18 protein-coding genes are annotated in these 18,364 nt (G+C 47.4%); 3 read left to right on the top strand and 15 right to left on the bottom strand.

Going from position 1 to position 18,364, the window contains the following annotated elements:
* Nucleotides 1-56: 56 nt before the first annotated feature.
* From ACJJIZ_RS12165 to ACJJIZ_RS12145, 5 genes are all read right to left on the bottom strand, one after another.
* On the bottom strand, nt 57-569 hold the full coding sequence (locus ACJJIZ_RS12165; RefSeq protein ID WP_444913558.1) for a DUF2059 domain-containing protein: 513 nt from the start codon (nt 567-569) through the stop codon (nt 57-59).
* 276 nt (nt 570-845) lie between these two features.
* Nucleotides 846-1,532, bottom strand: coding sequence for a putative adhesin (locus tag ACJJIZ_RS12160; RefSeq protein ID WP_444913557.1), 687 nt, complete (start codon nt 1,530-1,532; stop codon nt 846-848).
* A 175-nt stretch (nt 1,533-1,707) separates the two neighbouring features.
* On the bottom strand, nt 1,708-2,145 hold the full coding sequence (locus tag ACJJIZ_RS12155) for a cupin domain-containing protein (protein WP_444913556.1): 438 nt from the start codon (nt 2,143-2,145) through the stop codon (nt 1,708-1,710).
* Nucleotides 2,146-2,239: 94 nt separating this feature from the next.
* A complete protein-coding gene (locus ACJJIZ_RS12150; RefSeq protein ID WP_444905513.1) occupies nt 2,240-2,746 on the bottom strand; it encodes a DoxX family protein in 507 nt (168 codons plus the stop codon).
* A gap of 315 nt (nt 2,747-3,061) precedes the next feature.
* Entirely contained in the window at nt 3,062-3,391 is a 330-nt protein-coding gene (locus ACJJIZ_RS12145) for a DMT family transporter (protein ID WP_444913555.1), read from the bottom strand.
* 1,009 nt (nt 3,392-4,400) lie between these two features.
* On the opposite strand from ACJJIZ_RS12145, the gene ACJJIZ_RS12140 reads away from it, so the two are divergent.
* Complete coding sequence (locus ACJJIZ_RS12140) at nt 4,401-5,519, top strand: KamA family radical SAM protein (protein WP_444913554.1); 1,119 nt, start codon at nt 4,401-4,403, stop codon at nt 5,517-5,519.
* Nucleotides 5,520-5,672: 153 nt separating this feature from the next.
* Here the strand turns inward: ACJJIZ_RS12140 and ACJJIZ_RS12135 are convergent, their stop codons facing one another.
* Together ACJJIZ_RS12135 and ACJJIZ_RS12130 are read right to left on the bottom strand one after the other, a co-directional pair.
* A complete protein-coding gene (locus ACJJIZ_RS12135; RefSeq protein WP_444905515.1) occupies nt 5,673-6,623 on the bottom strand; it encodes a D-alanine--D-alanine ligase family protein in 951 nt (316 codons plus the stop codon).
* A gap of 202 nt (nt 6,624-6,825) precedes the next feature.
* The gene (locus ACJJIZ_RS12130) at nt 6,826-7,290 is read right to left on the bottom strand and encodes a cupin domain-containing protein (protein WP_444897561.1); all 465 of its coding nucleotides are present in this window, start codon (nt 7,288-7,290) and stop codon (nt 6,826-6,828) included.
* Nucleotides 7,291-7,415: 125 nt separating this feature from the next.
* On the opposite strand from ACJJIZ_RS12130, the gene hrpB reads away from it, so the two are divergent.
* Together hrpB and ACJJIZ_RS12120 are read left to right on the top strand one after the other, a co-directional pair.
* Nucleotides 7,416-9,980, top strand: a complete 2,565-nt coding sequence (gene hrpB, locus ACJJIZ_RS12125; protein ID WP_444913553.1) for an ATP-dependent helicase HrpB — start codon at nt 7,416-7,418, stop codon at nt 9,978-9,980.
* A 202-nt stretch (nt 9,981-10,182) separates the two neighbouring features.
* The gene (locus ACJJIZ_RS12120; protein WP_444913552.1) at nt 10,183-11,178 is read left to right on the top strand and encodes an endo alpha-1,4 polygalactosaminidase; all 996 of its coding nucleotides are present in this window, start codon (nt 10,183-10,185) and stop codon (nt 11,176-11,178) included.
* Between the two features lie 33 nt (nt 11,179-11,211).
* Here ACJJIZ_RS12120 and ACJJIZ_RS12115 read toward each other — a convergent pair whose 3' ends face one another.
* The 8 genes from ACJJIZ_RS12115 to ACJJIZ_RS12080 all read right to left on the bottom strand — a co-directional run bounded on the left by ACJJIZ_RS12115 (nt 11,212) and on the right by ACJJIZ_RS12080 (nt 18,214).
* Nucleotides 11,212-11,646, bottom strand: a complete 435-nt coding sequence (locus tag ACJJIZ_RS12115; protein ID WP_413665513.1) for a nuclear transport factor 2 family protein — start codon at nt 11,644-11,646, stop codon at nt 11,212-11,214.
* Nucleotides 11,630-12,505 carry a patatin-like phospholipase family protein gene (locus ACJJIZ_RS12110; RefSeq protein WP_444897564.1) on the bottom strand — a complete coding sequence of 292 codons (876 nt, stop codon included), beginning with the start codon at nt 12,503-12,505 and terminating at the stop codon, nt 11,630-11,632. Before ACJJIZ_RS12110 ends, ACJJIZ_RS12115 begins: the two co-directional genes overlap by 17 nt.
* A 239-nt stretch (nt 12,506-12,744) precedes the next feature.
* Entirely contained in the window at nt 12,745-13,614 is an 870-nt protein-coding gene (locus tag ACJJIZ_RS12105; protein WP_444913551.1) for a patatin-like phospholipase family protein, read from the bottom strand.
* A gap of 316 nt (nt 13,615-13,930) precedes the next feature.
* Entirely contained in the window at nt 13,931-14,803 is an 873-nt protein-coding gene (locus tag ACJJIZ_RS12100) for a patatin-like phospholipase family protein (protein WP_444897566.1), read from the bottom strand.
* A gap of 256 nt (nt 14,804-15,059) precedes the next feature.
* Nucleotides 15,060-15,650, bottom strand: coding sequence for a Fe-S biogenesis protein NfuA (gene nfuA, locus ACJJIZ_RS12095; protein ID WP_282933143.1), 591 nt, complete (start codon nt 15,648-15,650; stop codon nt 15,060-15,062).
* A 108-nt stretch (nt 15,651-15,758) separates the two neighbouring features.
* Entirely contained in the window at nt 15,759-16,439 is a 681-nt protein-coding gene (locus ACJJIZ_RS12090) for a type 1 glutamine amidotransferase domain-containing protein (RefSeq protein ID WP_444913550.1), read from the bottom strand.
* Between the two features lie 33 nt (nt 16,440-16,472).
* Nucleotides 16,473-17,504 (bottom strand): NADPH-dependent curcumin/dihydrocurcumin reductase, encoded by a 1,032-nt coding sequence (gene curA / locus ACJJIZ_RS12085; RefSeq protein WP_444913549.1) that lies wholly within the window; start codon nt 17,502-17,504, stop codon nt 16,473-16,475.
* Between the two features lie 119 nt (nt 17,505-17,623).
* Nucleotides 17,624-18,214, bottom strand: coding sequence for a TetR/AcrR family transcriptional regulator (locus ACJJIZ_RS12080; protein WP_444912856.1), 591 nt, complete (start codon nt 18,212-18,214; stop codon nt 17,624-17,626).
* Nucleotides 18,215-18,364 lie beyond the last annotated feature (150 nt).

Raw genomic sequence — 18,364 nt, 5'->3', positions numbered from 1 at the left:
CCCTCACTGGTTCTCTAGGGCCCCACTTTTATAAGCCACTAGAGAACGTTGAAGTATCAATTTTGTACTGTCTCACTCACAGCGCCTCTTTGTTCTTCTAAATCCGCCTTAAAGGCTAGAGAGAGCTCCCTCAGCTTTGGCATAAAACTTTGCACCATCTGCTGCGAAATAGCCATTGAGTCATTCATCACCGCAGGCATTTTAACCAGCATCGACTGGCCAGTTTCAGTACGGAAGAATGCCAGCATATCTTGAACCTCTTCTTCGGAGTAATGCTTCAGATAAACATCAATCATTGGCTCCTTAATTTTCTCCCAATTCATTTCATCCTTCATTAAAGCTACAACTTTTTTCATATGCTGATCAAAAAGCTCCCGCTCTGAAGGCTTTACTCCCAACTGACCAGACATACCTACAAACATCTGATCCATTTGCGCATAAATCGTATCGACCATAGCCTCAGCATTTGAGGCTTCCAGCAGCTCTTCAACACTTTCTCGTTTACTATTTTCTGCCAGCACCCCAGATGAAAAAATGCTTAAAACAACGCCCAACAACAACTTCTTCATTAAATCGTCCTAATTTTATTCTATAAATATAAACCTTACTTTCGACGAAGAAAGTAAGGTCATATTAACCCTACTAGTAATTTTTATGCAATCAACCTGCAGATCCAGAAAAGAAGGAAATATCAACGAGATATCTCAAAGTACCAAGTAGATCAATAAATGCTCTTACCGCACAAAAAAAGGCCATATAGACAATATAAAACAACCCCTTCTACTACTAATTTATAGCAACATCATCACTATATTTATCTCCTCCGGACAGACCCGACATCACAGCTACTGTGCCCGTCCAAAGAGTATTTCTACAGAAGAGACAATCAATGTCATTAAAGTGATGCCCCTTTTCGCCAAGGTATCCAAAACCCACTTCAGGTTTACAGCTGCCATAAACTGTCTATTTCTTATGGTTAGAATACTGGGCGGCTGAAAGGACTGAATGCTATTTGCCTTGGCAACCATTCCGATATTATTAGCATTCTGAATTCTGCGTCTTCGACTATCACTATCATTGTGAGACATAATCGCATTAATCGAAGTATAAGTTTCATTGTTAGTATTGTGTCTATTAGTATCGCTACTGGTATACTTCGTCAGGATGTAGTTAAAACAAGTATCATTTAAACCTAAATCTTCAACAGAATTGGCCCCCCGATCATAAAACCTCCCAAGTCCAGGATCATTCACACTGAATTTATCACGCGAGTAAAAATGCAGGTTAACATTGTGCTCTATTTTGAAACTGGATGTAGTTCTGCGATACCCGTGAGCAGTTACAATTAACCGGTTCGTTGTCATTCCACGAGGAGTCCACAACCAAGCACGACCATCAAGATCTATACACTGATAGTTCCCTGCCACCGCCACTTCAGAATCATCAAAGGTATGCCAAAGCGCTGTTGCCTTATTACCAAAATAATCCTTTAAAGCACTTTTGACATTACTGAAAAACTCCTTTGCAGGCATAAACCCTCCCCAGCTTTCAAAGCCTAAGTTAACAAATAGAATTATCTCGAGAAAAATCGTATTCCACCCAACAGCCAAAGTAAATGTTTAAAATATGCGATTTTTTTAATCAAAAATAGCTTTCAATAGCTACAGGAAATATGATCCGGAGTCTATTAGGCAAACTATCAGATACTCACTCTTCAGGAGCAGGAAGCAAAGAGTCGACAGTTAATATAAGTAATTTCGCGGGATCTGTTTTGGAGGGATTAATCGTACAATGCCCCTGCTGGTCAATAGCTATACCATTAACAGGCGTATCTCCCCCAAAATGAACATCTCCAGGCCTATATGTCACCTCAACACCGTCCCGAGTTGTCGTACGCCAACAGCCAGATAATGTAATAACCCATTGAGGGTTCGGAGTAGAGTGAAAATCGCTTTTCCACCAAGGAGGCAAAATTGCAAACTCACTTCGAATAACTTTAGGCAAATCACGATAGTGATATTCGGGCACAGGATTGGAGTATTGAATCAATTCAAAATCTGAAAAATGTCCTACAGTGGTTCTTGACCTTCCTCTTTTATCATACCAAAGATGATAAAAATCTTGGCGAACGATTTCTTCTTGCACTACGAGTATCTCACCTCATCAGCAAAAGCTAAAAATTGCCTCATCGATAAATCACTAATTATCCATAGGTTACCCTAGTTTCAGACAATCCAGATCACCTACTTAGAAACTGTAACACCGAAGAATTTGTCTTCCTCAAATATTGATCTACAGACCACTTTCTGCCACCAGTTAACACGAAAGATAAGCAAATAAAAGCCCAAAAAAGAGGGTATTCCCACCCACCATAAACGGTTTGTATATTTCCACTAATATCTATACCACTGACATGACTTGCCCATGAAAAACCTGCGAGATAATGCCGCCCTTCAAATAATGCAATCATCAAATAAAGAGCAGTCCCAACAGCGGCAAACCGCGTAAACAAACCGAAAGTAAATCCAACAAATGCAGAGAACGCACAAATACCAGAGATAATCACCATAGAGGATGAATATCCAATCCCCTCAAAATAATGAACAACAAAATTGTAAGCGTCTGCGCCCAGCAGACCAAACTTCTCAGCAAAATGATGGGTAAAATTGAGCCCGATATAAATTCGAATCAAGGCCAACTGTAAATCAGCTGCAGTCTCATAGCTTTCGTGCGTGCTCTGCTTCATATAACACTTCCTTAACACACAACTCAACCACAGCCATACCTTCCTTTTTAAGAGATATCATAAAAGGGTTTACAGTCATCTATAATAATAGGCCAAGCCCACCCCGTTGAACCGCAAAAATTGCCTAATTCGCAACACCATATATATTATTGCGGTAAACCAGGTTTACCTAAATGACAAAAGAGGCACTTCAAAGAATGCCCCAAACCTATTCTTCGGAGGAGGCCAGCAATTCATTGATGCATTTACACCGTAAATCCAATCTCACCGGCCTTTCTCTGAGTAAAGCCGCCCTATAAAAGCTGTAGGAAAAAGCTACTGCTCAAACACAGTGGATTTTATAGTAATTAGAGCCGTACCCATAAATATCAAAGTAATACCACTCACAGCGTATACGTCAAACTTTTGCTGCCAAATAACCACAGAAGCTGCACAAACAAGAGCAATACCGACGCCTGACCAGATGGCATAAGTCATTCCCACATTCATATTTTTTAGTACAAACGCAAGAAATAGACTCGCCAGAGAATAAAAAAAGATAGAGGCCATTCCCAGCCACCACTTTTCCCAACCGTTGGAAGCCTTAAGTAGTAGGGTAGCTGTAACTTCGGTAATGATTGCAAAAAATAAAAACAAATAGGTCAAGTTCTACTCCATTAGAATTTATTGTAGTCAAATCACTTGATCAGCTAGATACTATCAAATTTATGACGAATAGCGCTATTGGAAAATAGCGGGGATTCTGCTATTTACTATGCGGCTGTACGAAATACAATGCTGGACTTTACAGTCAGCAGTCAGCCCTCTGGCTACCCAAGATAACTAATGTCTTCCCATTGACAAATCAGCAATAAAAGAAGAGCTAGATTTCAGCCCCGACAACTACCTAGCCTATCGATACCAATAGATCTAATTGTAGTATTACAGCTGTTTTTTATACTCCTCCAGAAACAATCGTGACTAATTTTACACTCATATTGGCCCCATACCAGCGATTACTGACTTGTTGAAAAATACTCAATGTGTGCAAATATTTATTAAACAGAGGAGTGCGGACCAAATAACATCTACCTCACGTAGCAGGCAAGTTGCATAGAGCAACAACTAAACGATATTTGGGATATAGGATTGAAATATCGTGAAACCGATACTTGGTATAATTTGTGTGGTTACACCCTATATCGCCAATGACGTACCCCTTTTTAGACCTGTGTTACTACAGGCATACAATCGCGATGATTACAAATTTCTCGATTTAGCGTTTAGAGCGCAAAACACTTCTCTCCCAAGCTATCGACAGAACAGTATTCTTCGTACCTACCAGCTGAAAATCGCATCTTCTTTTTTTATTAGAAAGGCGGCAGATAAAACACAGCCCCCCTACTTCACAAGGGTATTGAAGAAACTAAGTAGTATGGTCTCAAAATGCACTGGAATTGGTTGCTCAGAAGTTGGCTGCCCAAAATATCGCAGAAAGTCCTACAGAGATTTGAAGCATTACGAACATCAAATCCTTCCACAGATTTCATTACACATAATGATTGCTTCAAGTTACTGGATCCAGGCAATCCATGTTCAAGCCCCTTACAGGCAATCTCGGATATCGAGGCAGACCATCAGCAACAAATGAATGCACAGCAAAGCGGCGATACTTATGCGCAACATTATAGTCCGTTCCGTAACGGGAAACTCTGACGAGGCCTGGTCTGATTGGCGCTGGCAAATGCGCAATCGCATCAGCACATTGGATGGCCTAAAGCGATGGATCAATGTTTCTACTTCTGAATCTGACGCTATCCAAAAGCTAAAAGGAATCTATCGGTGGAGTATTACACCCTACTACGCCTCTTTAATGGACCCTGACGACCCTAATTGTCCAATTAGATTGCAGGCAGTTCCCTCACTAGAGGAAACCATCGTACCCGACAGTGCAGACGTTGACCCTGTAGGTGATCAGTACTTTCGTAAAACCAACCGCGTCGTACATAAGTACCCGGATCGCGTCATCTTTCTGGTAACGTCTGTTTGCCCTGTTTATTGCCGTCATTGCACAAGGAAATTTCATACCACAACGGTGGGCCCGGAAAGTTATTTCGAACAAGGCGAAGCAACCAGCTGGGATGAGGATATTGCTTACATAGAATCACATCCACAGATTCGCGATGTATTACTCACCGGCGGCGACCCACTGATGTATTCCAACGACCGCTTGGCCAAACTATTGGAGAAGCTGAGAGCAATAAATCATGTGGAAATTATTCGTATTGGCTCACGCTTTCCCGTACTGGCCCCCCAACGTATCACCGACGAATTGTGCGAAATGCTCGCATCATTTCATCCGGTGTGGCTGAACACGCACTTTAATCACCCCAAAGAAGTCACAGAAGAAGCCGCCGCTGCATGCGACCGCTTGCTGAGAGCGGGCGTTCCGGTAGGAAATCAAACAGTGCTTTTAAAAGGCGTAAATAATTCACCGGATGTTATGCGACAATTGATGCTCGCTCTGGTAAAAATACGAGTCAGACCCTACTACCTCTATCACTGCGATAATGTGGTCGGTGTCTCTCACTTTATGACAAGCCTGAAGGAAGGACAGGCGATTTATGAGTCATTGCAGGGGCACATCACGGGTTTTGCGGTCCCTCAATATGTACTTACTACTGAGCTGGGCAAAAACCCGGTCATGCCCTACGAATATGTAAAACAAGGCGATATCGAAGGCGAATGGCACATTCGAAATTTCAGAGGGCAAACGGGTATATATCTGGAGTAACAAAGTGCTAACTACCAGAGAAGGTAATCATAAGTCAAAAATTTATTGCGCTGATGCCTTTTTGGATGTTCCTGAGATATCCAAAATACCAAGTGTTTGGCAACGGTAGTATGCACCGCAATATATCGCAGAATTTTTCAGAACCCAGGATATCTATAGATGACTGCTTATAGCTGATTCCACAATACGGTTGATCATGGCTCCATACTGAATACCCGCCAATTCACACATCACGGGCAGTTCAGAAACTTCAGGCCGCAAACCGGGTAGGACATTGACCTCCATAACCATGGGGGCCCCCTGTGCATCATAGCGAATATCAACTCGACCACCATCACGACACTCAAGTACTCCCCAAGTCTTCTGCGCAATTGCTCGGACCTTTAGCGCCTGATCATCGTCAACAAGCCGGCCGGGGAAAGCTCCATCATACTTGTAATACACAGGTTCATCGCCCAATAACTTTTCCATCACGCCAATGCACTCGGCAGTTGCACCCGTCCCCAAAAAGCCCACAGTAAACTCTCGGCCAGGTAAGAATGTTTCAACCAGTACTGGCTGATTAAACCGACTCAAAAGGTATTCACAGCGGTTTTTCAAAGCTGCCTTGTCGATAACTTTGGATTCAGGCGATACCCCCTTACTGGTTCCCTCCCTAAGTGGCTTTGTCATCAAAGGGTATTCAAGCTCTACTCGATTGACATCTGTAACACTTCGAACAACTGCAAACTGTGCCGTTGGAATACCCATATCCCGCAATATGCGTTTGGTCATCTCCTTATTAAGGGTCACTGTGTTGGCAAATGGATCAGAAAATGTGTACGGTATCTTCCAGGCGTCCAACAAAGCGGGAACCTGTGCTTCGCGCCCGGTTCCGTATATGCCCTCAGCAATATTGAACACCAGATCCCAGGTGTTACCTTCAACCAGTTGCTGCGCCAACCTGTGAATATTGCCGACCCGTTCGATATGGTGGCCAGCGCTGGTAAGCGCATCGTGAATCGCATCTATCGTCTCCAGGTGATCAAGTTCAGCGACGTCCTCTTCACTAAACCCCATCCCGAGATAATCATCACGAAGGTCGTAGACTATACCGATACGCATCAATCATGCTCCGCTGCCACTACACAACCTATCGAATGCCGGACTGGAATATTAGCTACGCAACTGGTTTTCACTTTAACGCCCCCCCAGCCTCTACCCGGAAAACTGCACGTAAAAAAGAAGTTAATAACCTTCATTAGTCCTGAGTTTTGGATAGGGTTGAAGTCGAAAGTACTTGCGAAGTGACCATTATTAAAGACAACTAACCAAATGCCGTATTGCCCGTAGAGCTAATTAGCACAAAAGCTATCACGCAAGGTTCTTCACCTCGGTTGACCCAGTTATGAACTGTCCCCCGCTGGACGAGTGCATCTCCCGCAGACAGCTTCACAACAACCTCATCTCCCATTTCCATCTCAATATTCCCAGACATCACCACCGCATAATCAATGCTGTCAGTTTGGTGAGATCGTGGCGTAACTCCTGGCCCAAATTCTACGACCTTAAAAACCGAGCCTCCCGGAATCGTAGTTCCATCAAATTTTCTCCCGCCGTTGTCTCTACCATCTTCACAAAGCTCTACGGGCAAGTCCTGAGTAGTCCATAACTGCTGCTGAACCATATGAGGCCGCCAACTACTGGTATGCAAACCCTGATCATCTATGAGCACTACTGGCTTTCCCTCTGGGTCGTGCCCTGTAACAACTCGCCGGACATTCACACTCATCGCACTCTCCTTTCTCCTGGGAAGCAACCATCTAGTTACGGGAGAATATAGTTCAGCCAGCAGCTAGCCAGCTTACCGGACAGTGCTGGTATCACCGATGTTGCGAAATCACTATAATCGCGCCCATGTCTGAGTTACCTATTAACAGCATCCTCCCCGAACTGCTCCAGGCCTTGAGAGGGCATAGTAATGTCGTGCTCCAGGCGCCCCCCGGAGCGGGTAAAACAACCTCCGTACCACTGGCATTAATAGATGAGCCTTGGTTGAGCGGAAAGAATATTATTATGCTGGAGCCGCGACGTTTGGCCGCTAGAACGGCAGCGGCGCGCATGGCCAACCAGCTGGGTGAGAAAGTTGGTGATACCGTTGGATTTCAGGTCCGGGGCGAACGGAAGTCAAGCAAGAAGACCCGCATCCTGGTTGTAACCGAGGGAATTCTCACGCGCCTCTTACAGGCTGACCCTGAATTGGCATCCTGCGCTCTGGTCATATTCGATGAATTTCATGAGCGCAGTCTGCAAGCCGACCTCTCCCTCGCCTTATGTCTTCAGTCCCAGGAATATCTTCGCGAGGACCTCAAGATTCTGGTGATGTCTGCCACCCTGGATACCAGCGGCATCTCCTCACTACTAAATAACGCACCCATCATATCCAGTGAAGGACGCAGCTATCCCGTCGATATTGAGTACTTGAACCAACGAGAAGAGCCCGAGGACAAACGACAAATCCCGGCTTTGATGGCAAATAAAGTTGTCGCATCCTTAGGTAAACAAGAAGGTAGTGTTCTCGCCTTCCTTCCTGGTGTCGCCGAAATCAAACAGGTTGAGAGCTTATTGGAGGAGCGACTATCTGAGGAAACCGAAAAGGGCCGCATTATTATTGCACCGCTTTTTGGGGATCTGAGCCGTGAGCAGCAGGATCAGGCGATAGCACCAGCGGCACCAGGCACGAGAAAAATCGTACTGGCTACAAATGTGGCCGAGACGAGCCTGACGATTGAGGGCATCCGAATAGTTATCGATTCAGGATTAATGCGCGAATCGCGATTTAATCCCAACTGCGGCATGAATCGTTTGGTGACAAGCTCGATTTCCCAGGCCTCCGCTACCCAGCGTACAGGGCGCGCCGGGCGCCTCAGCGCCGGCTACTGTCTGCGACTCTGGAGTGAGGGCCGGCAGGGGTCATTGAGCGCCAAAAATACAGCGGAAATCACCCGCAGTGACCTGGCTCCCCTGGCACTTGAATTAGCCAAATGGGGGGTTACCGATGTCAGCGAGCTCAACTGGCTCGACACACCACCCCCAGGACCTATGGCCCAGGCCCAACAGCTCTTGCAGCAACTGGGGGCACTGGATGACAAACTGCGTATTACCCCTCACGGGAATACCATGCTGGCTTTTGGCGCCCACCCTCGCCTCGCACATATGTTAGTTGCCAGTGTCAGCTGGGGATTGCAGGAACAGGCCTGCCTGCTAGCAGCGCTACTATCTGAACGGGATATTTTTCGTCGCGAAGCCCGATGGGATAGGGACATTAGCAAACGGATTCAGGCTCTGCAGTCCCAAGGCAACGATCGGCGGGTAGATCGCGGTACTGCTCACAGAGTACGCCAGCAGTCTAAAACCTGGCTCTCTCAATTAAAGAAATTTGAGTCAAGTTCAAGTCCTGCACCACAGAGTATCGATCACTCCGATGAAACTGGTGCCCTGCTTGGACTCGCCTACCCAGACCGTATTGCGAAATCGCGCAGTGATACCGGCCGCCGGTTTCTACTCTCCAGTGGCCGAGGCGCACATTTCTCCCATGATGACGCCCTAGCTTTAAGCGAATACCTGGTCATTGCCGAACTGGATGGCCAGGGCCGAGATGCAAGTATCCAGCTGGCAGCAGAGATTTCCCTGCCCGCTTTGAAGTCGCATTTCGCCGCCCAGATCAAAGAAGAGATTTCAGTTCGCTGGGACGAGACTACCGGCCGCGCTGTCGCCCTACAGCAAACGCAATTGGGGGCGCTGGTTTTACACCAGCGGCCTGCAGCAGATATTCCACAGGAGACCCTCAGTCGCGCATTATTAGAAGCCGTACGAAAGAAAGGTCTCTCCTCCCTCCCCTGGAACACAGAAGCTAACCAGTTACGTTTTCGAGTGGAATTTTTGCGCCAAAGTGAAGTGTCCGGGGATTTTCTCGGCGACACTCGAGTACCAAACTGGAGTGATGAGGCTCTATTGGAGACCATGGAGGATTGGCTGTTACCTCATTTGCAGGGGTTCAGCAAACTTGAGCAGCTAGGGCAGCTTGACTTGCAAAGCATCTTGCGCGGACAGCTTGAGTGGGACCTGCAACAAAAACTCGATGACTTGGCCCCCAGTCACTACCTGGTTCCCAGTGGCTCCCGGATAAGAATCGACTACGGAGAAACCCCACCTGTTTTGGCTGTGCGCCTGCAGGAGCTATTTGGATTGGCACAAACTCCAACAATTCTAAAAAACCGCTATCCATTGATGATTCATTTGCTCTCTCCGGCACGGCGCCCCGTTCAAATTACCCGTGACCTGGTGAATTTCTGGGCCAATACTTACCAAGAGGTAAAGAAGGAGCTGCGTATCAAATACCAGAAACACTATTGGCCCGATGATCCCCTGACGGCTGAGGCTACTACTAAAACGAAGAAGAGAATGGATATGGGACGGTAGTTCTTTTTTTAGATTCACTGCCTCTGAGGCAGCAAAATTACTTTCTGGGCGGCGGTTAAGTTAACATTCAGCAACAACCGGATAGCATAAGCTGCCGCAAGGGATAGGAACTCGCGCCAATAGAGATAGTCTGAATTATTTTGGCCCGCAGCGACGCCCCAAAACCAGAACAAACTCTAACTCGTAGCAATGGAGATGTATTTTGCGCCGAATACTCTTAGCAGCTCTCAGCCCATTACTGATATTTGGCTGTAGCCTCGATGATCTTCCCGATGATTTGAATCAGTCAACTATCAAGTACGATAAGGAAATGCGTTACCTGGTAGAGGATATCAGCGCCTACGCCAAGGGCATCAACCGTCACTTTCTCATCGTACCCCAGAATGGGGTTGAGTTGATTACTACGACAACCACTACCACTGGTCCAGTCGATGAAGCCTACCTGGATGCCACAGACGGCATTGCACAGGAGGCCCTCTTCTTTGGCGCAAATGGTGTTGTCAACGAGCCCACCAGCGAGTCAGAAACCAAGCGCCTCCAAACTTACCTGGACTTGGCGAAAGATGAAGGGGATACAATTCTAATCACGGACTTCACCAATATTGAGCGGGATATTCAAGAGTCATATGAGAATAACGAAGAAGCTGGGTATATTTCTTTTGCCGCAGATAGCGAACTCCTGAACGATGTACCGCTATATCCCGATGAGCCCTTCAATGTTAACTCTCTGGACATTGATGACCTTGAGGAAGCCAAAAACTTTATCAATATCGCCAATACCAGCAACTACTCTACGCCTCAAGATTTCATCGATAAACTGAGTGAAACCGATTACGACATATTGATAATCGACTTTTTCTTTGACGGTGAACCTTACACAGAAGAACAAATTGAGCAGCTCAGGGTAAAAGAAAATGGTGGGCGCCGCTTAGTGCTGGCCTATGTCAATGTCGGCGAAGCACAAGACGATCGTTATTACTGGAAATCCTATTGGTACAACACTCCTCCCGAATGGCTATTGGGAGAAGTACCCGGTGAGTCAGGCAATTACTATGTGAAGTACTGGCAGGAGGGCTGGCAGAAAATTATCTTCGGCAACGATGATTCTTATATTTATATGATCGTTGATGCAGGATTCGATGGGGCCTATATGGATGGGATCGATGCATTTGAATACTTCGATTCCGACGATGAGTAATCATTAGGCCCCAACGCTTTCACTCAGCAGGCATCAGGCCTGCTGAGTTTCCTTATATTGAGTCACATACTGGGAAAGTCGCCCGGACATTTCCTCTGCCAGTTTTTGCAGGGCATTGAGCGGGCGTATCATCACCTCAAACTCAATAATCTTACCTTCATCATTAAAGCGGATAATATCCAATCCCTTCAGGCTCTTATCACCGATGGAGGCTGCGAATTCAAGAGCCAGATCGTGTCCCGATTCGGTAGTAAATTCACGGTCGTATTCAAAACTCTCAAAAACCTGCATCACCGTATTGAGAATCAGGCACACAGCAGCGGAGCTGTGGTAGGGCTTAAAAAATGCCGGTGAACGAAAAACAGCATCTTCTGCAACGATCGCTGGTAAGCGACTCAGATCTCGCGCAGCGACCATCTCGTGCCATAGGGCAATAGATTCCGCTATTTTATTATTGGAATTGTTCATTGGAGACTTCCTCTTCACTCACTTGTTTTTGTAAAAATTCTCTCCCATCAGCACACCCCAACTCGTAAGTTTTTTGGGCTAGCTCAGGATTTGTGTAATCCCAAACACTGATGAATGGCGGTTTCGAGGGCTGGACATAAGTCCAATCCTGATCGCCTTTGCGCTGTGTAAATATGTCCGGGAACTGATCGTAACGACGGGTCAACAACACCAGCACCCTTCCCTTTCCATTATCCAGCCCTGCCACAGGGATGTTATCTACCACCCCACCATCGAGTGCTGTTCGCCCCCGCAACTTAAGTCTTGGGGTGAATGGCGGCGTACAGGAGGAGCACAAAATCAGGTCCACCAACTCCTCAATACTGGAACAATCCCGGGCTCGATAAAATTGCTGCTTAAAACCTAAGCGCTGGGCGATCTTGGGGTGAAGGCTGCGTAAAAAATGCTTATCGGCATAGTAGGCCATGGCCCCCACTCCAAAAGCCAACCCCCCAGATAGGCCTTTTGGTGGGTGAACAACCGCAATTCGCAACTCTGCGCCCTGCTGAAGGGTCTCCAGTCCATCGCGAAACAGCTCTAACATCGCATTGCGGTAGATTCCATATTGGGGGAACACAGGTTCTTTACCAAAAAGGTTTCCCCAATAAGCATTTTTTTCATTAGTCTCGAACGCAGTCCAGAAATGCTCTCGAGCCTCCTCCGTCTTACCCATCAGCACCAGGCTCGACATTAGGCCCCCTGCCGAAACCGCAGTAACCACCTTCGGAGAAAGACTAATTTCGTTGGCTATGGACTCCCAAAAGCCAATCTGCCAGGTACACCGCCCACCACCACCGGCAAAAACAACTTGGTCAAACATGATCGCGCTTCCCTGCAGCAGCCTTCCGACTGGAACTTCCTGAGTCCATTCTGTGTTTTACATCCTCTCAAGTGCAGTTTCAGGCCGCTCTTTGCGTTACCGCCAACACTTTTGACCAATTAGTTTCAGCCTTCATGATGACATATTGATGACGACAACAATATGCAACTAATTGCATAAGCTAATCGAATCACAAGCATTGTGCAACTGATCGTCTTGATCCTGAACTCACTGAATACTCAAATTTCCACCAGGCGTTCCTTACCGGACACAAGCGCATCAAGAAAGGCATAACCGTCTGCAACCCCAATTTTCAAGGTGTGCCTCATCGCACTGGGGTCAGCAAAATTCCACATCCCGATGGGCAACGGACTGGAAGGCTGAACATAAGTCCACACCTGATCCCCCCTTTGCACACTGAAACTGTTCGGTAGGTGTGGAAAGCTCCCTGTATCCAAAATCAGAACCCGCCCTTTGCTAGCATCCAAGCCGGCGACCGGAGCATTACCTACCAGAGCTCCATCCAGCACCTCTGCACCATCAAGCAACAACCTTGGGGATATGGGGGGGGCACAGCAGGAACTCAAAATAAGCTGCTCAAGATCTGTCCCATCTTTGCATTTACTCACGGGGTGAAACATTTGGCGGAACCCAAGATGTAACGCTGTATTTGGATGCAAGTCGTGAAAGATGTGTTTGTTAGAGTAGAAAATTGCCAGCCCCAGCGTTAGAGCGAGAGGCACAGGCAACCATTCCGGGGGATAAGTCACTGCAATTCTGAGGTCGGCAGATTGACGCAGAGACTCAAGACTATCGTGAAAAAATTCATGTACCCCTTTGCGATAGATCTCAAAGTGCGGAAAAATTGGTTCTTTGCGGAATGAATTATTCCAGTAGAAATTCCTTTCATTTTTTTTGCAAACAGAGTGAAAGTAATTAACACCCTCACGGCAGCGATCCGTAAGCATGAGTGCCGCTACCATGCTGCCTCCGGATGCAGCACAAACAACTTTCGGCCGGATCGGTAATTCGCGACTTAGGGATAACAAAAAACCAAGCTGCCAAGTGCAACGGCTTCCACCGCCACCAAAAACCATTTGATCAAACATGACGACACCCTCTAAAAAAGGCTATCGAAATAGATACGGGTATTTTTGATTTTAATTTTAGGCAGGAGTTTTTGTCTCTATCGCCACCAAGCGTTAAAGCGAGATCACAGTTAATGGCTCTCTCCCAACTATTACGCATCACAATCAGCAAACCTGCCAACCACCTTGATACAAATAGATATAAAAAAGGCTTCACTTTTCAAACCAACTAGGCATTGAGACTAAAGGTGTCTTTATCTCAACACTCAGTGCAAACCTATGAGTAACTTTAAGATCGTAACCTTCCAATCAGTAATTCAAGATATCCCCAGTCACATCAGGGAGGACTCTCAATTAACCGCCCTTCGCCGCTCAGTGCCGCTAAAAATGCACGGCCATCTGCAATCCCCATACGGAAAGTATCTTTCACCTCTTCCGGACTGGCAAAATCCCAAACGTTAAGTGGAACATGTCCAGAGGGCTGAACATATGTCCATTCCTGGTTAAATTTTTGTACCGTAAAACGGTCCGGCAGCTGCGGGAAACGTCGGGTTAGCAAAATAAGCACCCGTCCTTCACCAGTATCCAGCCCACCAATAGGCACACTATCTACAACCCCTCCATCCAATACCTCTGCACCGCCCTGCTTCAGACGCGGTGTCAGAGGTGGCGTGCAGGATGAAGTAATAACCAGCTTCTCTAACTGGGACGGATCTGAACAGTGACGAACTTTATAAAAAGATTGGCGGAAGCCCAATTTAAGTGCAGTAGTGGGGTGAAGGTTCGGGAAAATATAAGTATCAGAGTAATCAATCGCAGCTCCAATCATTAATGCGATTGGACCAGGCAGCCATTTCGGCGAAGTACTGACTCCTATACGTAGGTCTGCGGCTTCCCTAAGTTGATCAAAGCCTCCAGAAAATAAGTCGCTTAATGCTCGCCGATAAATTGTATAGTGCGGGAATACTGGGTCCTTGCGAAACATATTGCCCCAATGGATATTTTTCCCATTGGACTTAAATGCCGAAACGAAGTAATCCACCCCGTCGAGTGACCTGTCCATCAGAACCAGGCTGGCAACCAGGGAGCCAGCGGATACTGCACTGACCACCCGAGGTGCCAGATCAATTTCCTTTGCAACCGACTCCCAAAAGCCGATCTGCCAGGTACAGCGCACGCCGCCACCGGCAAACACCACTTGGTCAAACATAGATTGTTCTTCCCTGGAGTTGGCGCACAAGCAATCACAAGCATGACCAATCACTGGATCGCTGCACCGGCACTTTACATTGCCCCAGCGCCTCAAAAGCACCGAGGAATATTTCAAATATATACAGTGTGGGAGTAGTTCGTAGGGAGGCTTACGCGGGATCTAACCTGAGAGGTTCACTGCAATAAAAAAGGCGAACACAAGGTTCGCCTTTTTCTTTTGAGCCACTTGGCCGACTCAGAATGGTCTCAGGAACTCAGTAGTAAGCCTGGGACTTGTCGGTGTGGTCAGTAATATCTTTCACGCCTGCTAATTCGGGGATTTTCTCTTTGAGAGTCTTTTCCACGCCTTCCTTTAAGGTCATATCAACCATGCCACAACCCTGACAGCCGCCACCAAACTTCAACACAGCAAACATATCCTCGGTCACTTCTACCAGGCTTACCTGGCCACCGTGAGCTGCCAGGCCCGGATTAACCTCGTTGTACAAAACATAGTTAATACGATCCTGGATAGGGCTGTCGTCAGTAATTTTCGGCATACGGGAGTTGGGCGCGCGAATCGTCAACTGCCCGCCCATCTTGTCCGAAGAGTAATCGACCCGAGCATCATCCAGATAGGGAACGCTGCGCCCTTCGAAGTAAGCTTTGAGACCGTTCATTTCCAACATCACATCACCTTCTTCCTCCTCTCCCGGGCGGCAGTAGGCGATACAAGTCTCGGCGTTAGGCGTGCCGGGACTGGAAACAAACATGCGAATGGCAATTCCCTCACAGTCCTGTTTGGCCAACAGCTCTTTCAGGTATTCCTGAGCGGGTTCAGTAATAGTGACATTCAAATCAGACATATAGGCTCTCAAATAACCAAGCTTCTTTGTCGGGTATTCTACTCTCAGAAAGACTCAAGGGAAACCGGTCAGTTGGAACCCTTTCGACCGACCAGCCTCACCACTCTCCTAGGTGGGGATAAATCCCATAAGAGTCTGGGCGGTTTCCTCTGAAGAGGCCGGATTTTGACCAGTTACCAGTTTGCCGTCTACCACTACGTAGGGTGCCCAATCACCACTTTTGGAGTAGTTTCCACCATTTCCCTTGAGCATATCCTCAACCAGGAAAGGCACGACATCCACCAGTTCAACCGCAGCCTCTTCCGAGTTGGCAAACCCGGTCACACCTTTTCCCGACACCAGGTAAGCGCCATCCTGGCGGCGTGTATGACGGAAAATGCCCGGAGCATGGCACACAGCACCGATCGGCTTGTCTGCGGCAAAAAAGTTCTCAATCAGTGCAATTGAGACCGGATCTTCCGCAAGATCCCACAAGGGACCATGGCCACCGGGATAAAAGACTGCATCAAAATCAGACTCATTCATATCAGCCAATTTGTGGGTATTGGCCAGAACCTGCTGAGCATCGGCGTCAGCCTGAAAGCGATGAGTCGCCTCCGTCTGAAAATCTGGCTCATCACTCTTGGGATCGAGAGGCGGCTGCCCGCCTTTTGGAGAGGCCAGGGTCACTTCAGCACCGGCGTCCTTGAAGATGTAGTAAGGTGCGGCAAACTCCTCCAGCCAAAACCCCGTTTTCTTGCCGGTATTCCCCAGTTCATCGTGGGAAGTCAAAACCATCAGTATTTTCATATTTCTGTCCTTATAAACTTTGTCAGCTTTGCTTCAATCATCATTTCCTATGCGCACAACTAACTTGCCGAAGTTCTTTCCTTCCAGAAGCCCGATAAATGCATTGGGTGTTTCTTCCAACCCTTCGACCATATCCTCAAGATATTTAATACTGCCTTCCGCAACCCACTGACTTAATGTACGTACCGCTTCATGAAAACGTTCGTAGTAATCGAAAATAATAAAGCCTTGGATTTTCAAGCGTTTGGTCAGCACATCCCGCATTAACAAACTGGTCCGATCCGGGCCTTGCGGCAATGAGGTTGCGTTGTACTGAGAGATAAGCCCACATACAGGAATCCGCGCAAAATCATTTAATAGCGGTTGCACCGCATCAAAGACCTTGCCACCAACACTTTCAAAATAGATATCGATACCGTCAGGGCAAGCCGCAGCCAATTGATCGACAAAATCTTCGGCGCGGTGATCCAGGCACAGGTCGAAGCCCAACTCCTCTACCGCATAGCGACACTTTTCCTCACCTCCAGCAACACCGATTACCCGGCACCCTTGCAACTTGCCGATTTGTCCAACTGTTGCCCCCACAGGACCGGTAGCAGCTGCAACTACCAGAGTCTCCCCTTCTTTTGGCTCCCCAATTTCTAGCAAACCAAAGTAGGCGGTGATTCCCGGCATACCCAGCACTCCCAGGGAGAAGGAGGGGTAATCCGGATTTTTACCCAAATTAATCAACCCGGTACCATCAGAAATGGCGTAGTCCTGCCAGCCGCTATAACCGAGTATCCAATCCCCCTCCTCGAAGCCATTCAATCGGGACTCAACCACACGGCTCACCGTCCCTCCAACCATGGTCTCTCCCAGTGAAACAGGCTCTGCGTAGGACTTCGCATCACTCATTCGCCCTCTCATATAGGGATCGAGCGATAGGAATACTGTGCGCAACAGCACCTCGCCGACCTCCGGCTTGACCACAGGGGCATGCTCCAGGCGGAAGTTATCTTTTGTCGGGGCACCTTCAGGGCGGGATGCCAATACCAGGCGGCGGTTTATATCGCTCGATTGCATTCTCTATTCTCCATAACTTCATAAAACGGAAGTCAAAGTCGCCAAATTAGACCGGTCGTCTAGAAAGGCGCCATAAAAATACCCGCAACGGTTTTCCCCTCGCGGGCTCAGTAAAAAACTCAGTGTTTTCCCAGTATCTCCTGGGTCGCCAGCATCGCCTCTGCCATTGGCGTATCGTTGCGGTTTAACTTGGCCAACAGGCTAGCTCCCAGCCACAGCTGGTACAAGGAAGCTGCGGTGGCACGGGCATTGAGGGTGCTAGGCAGAGAACCGTCTTCCCCTGCCAACTCGATACAATTCTGGAGCTTCTGAATAATATGCTCAGTCCCATCTCTGAGGATAATCCGCATCGATTCAGACAGGTCTGCCACCTCAGCGCTAAGCTTAACCACCAGGCAGCGGTGTGCATCGTAACGCTCCCCACTACTCTTCTGCCAAGCATCAAAATAGGCCAATAAATTATCGGCGGCAGATTGATCCCGGGAGGAAAAGCCAACGTCCATCTGTTCCAGGTAGCTGCGAAAATAATCTTCCAGCAGAGCCTCGCCAAATTGCTCCTTGGACTTAAAGTAGTGATAAAAGGATCCCTTTGGCACACCGGCGGTTTTGAGAATTTCACTCAAACCCACACCGGAGAAACCTTTTACGGCCATCACGGTATAACCGGTATCCAACAAATGTTGGCGAGTATCTTCATAGCTGCTTTTCATGCCTAGCACTCTACGCAAAACTAGACCGGTCGTCTAGGGATTTATAGTGATTAGGCGCTGTGAAGTATCTATAAATTGCTCAACTTTAATCAAAACTGCTCTGTTATTGTGGTGGATCAACCAAAAAGGCGTAAGTCGCAGCCAGTGAGT

This window comes from Microbulbifer maximicatervae (SeqCode) (assembly GCF_052467225.1).
Note: the sequence above shows the minus strand (reverse complement) of the source record. Positions and strands in the feature narration are given on the sequence as shown.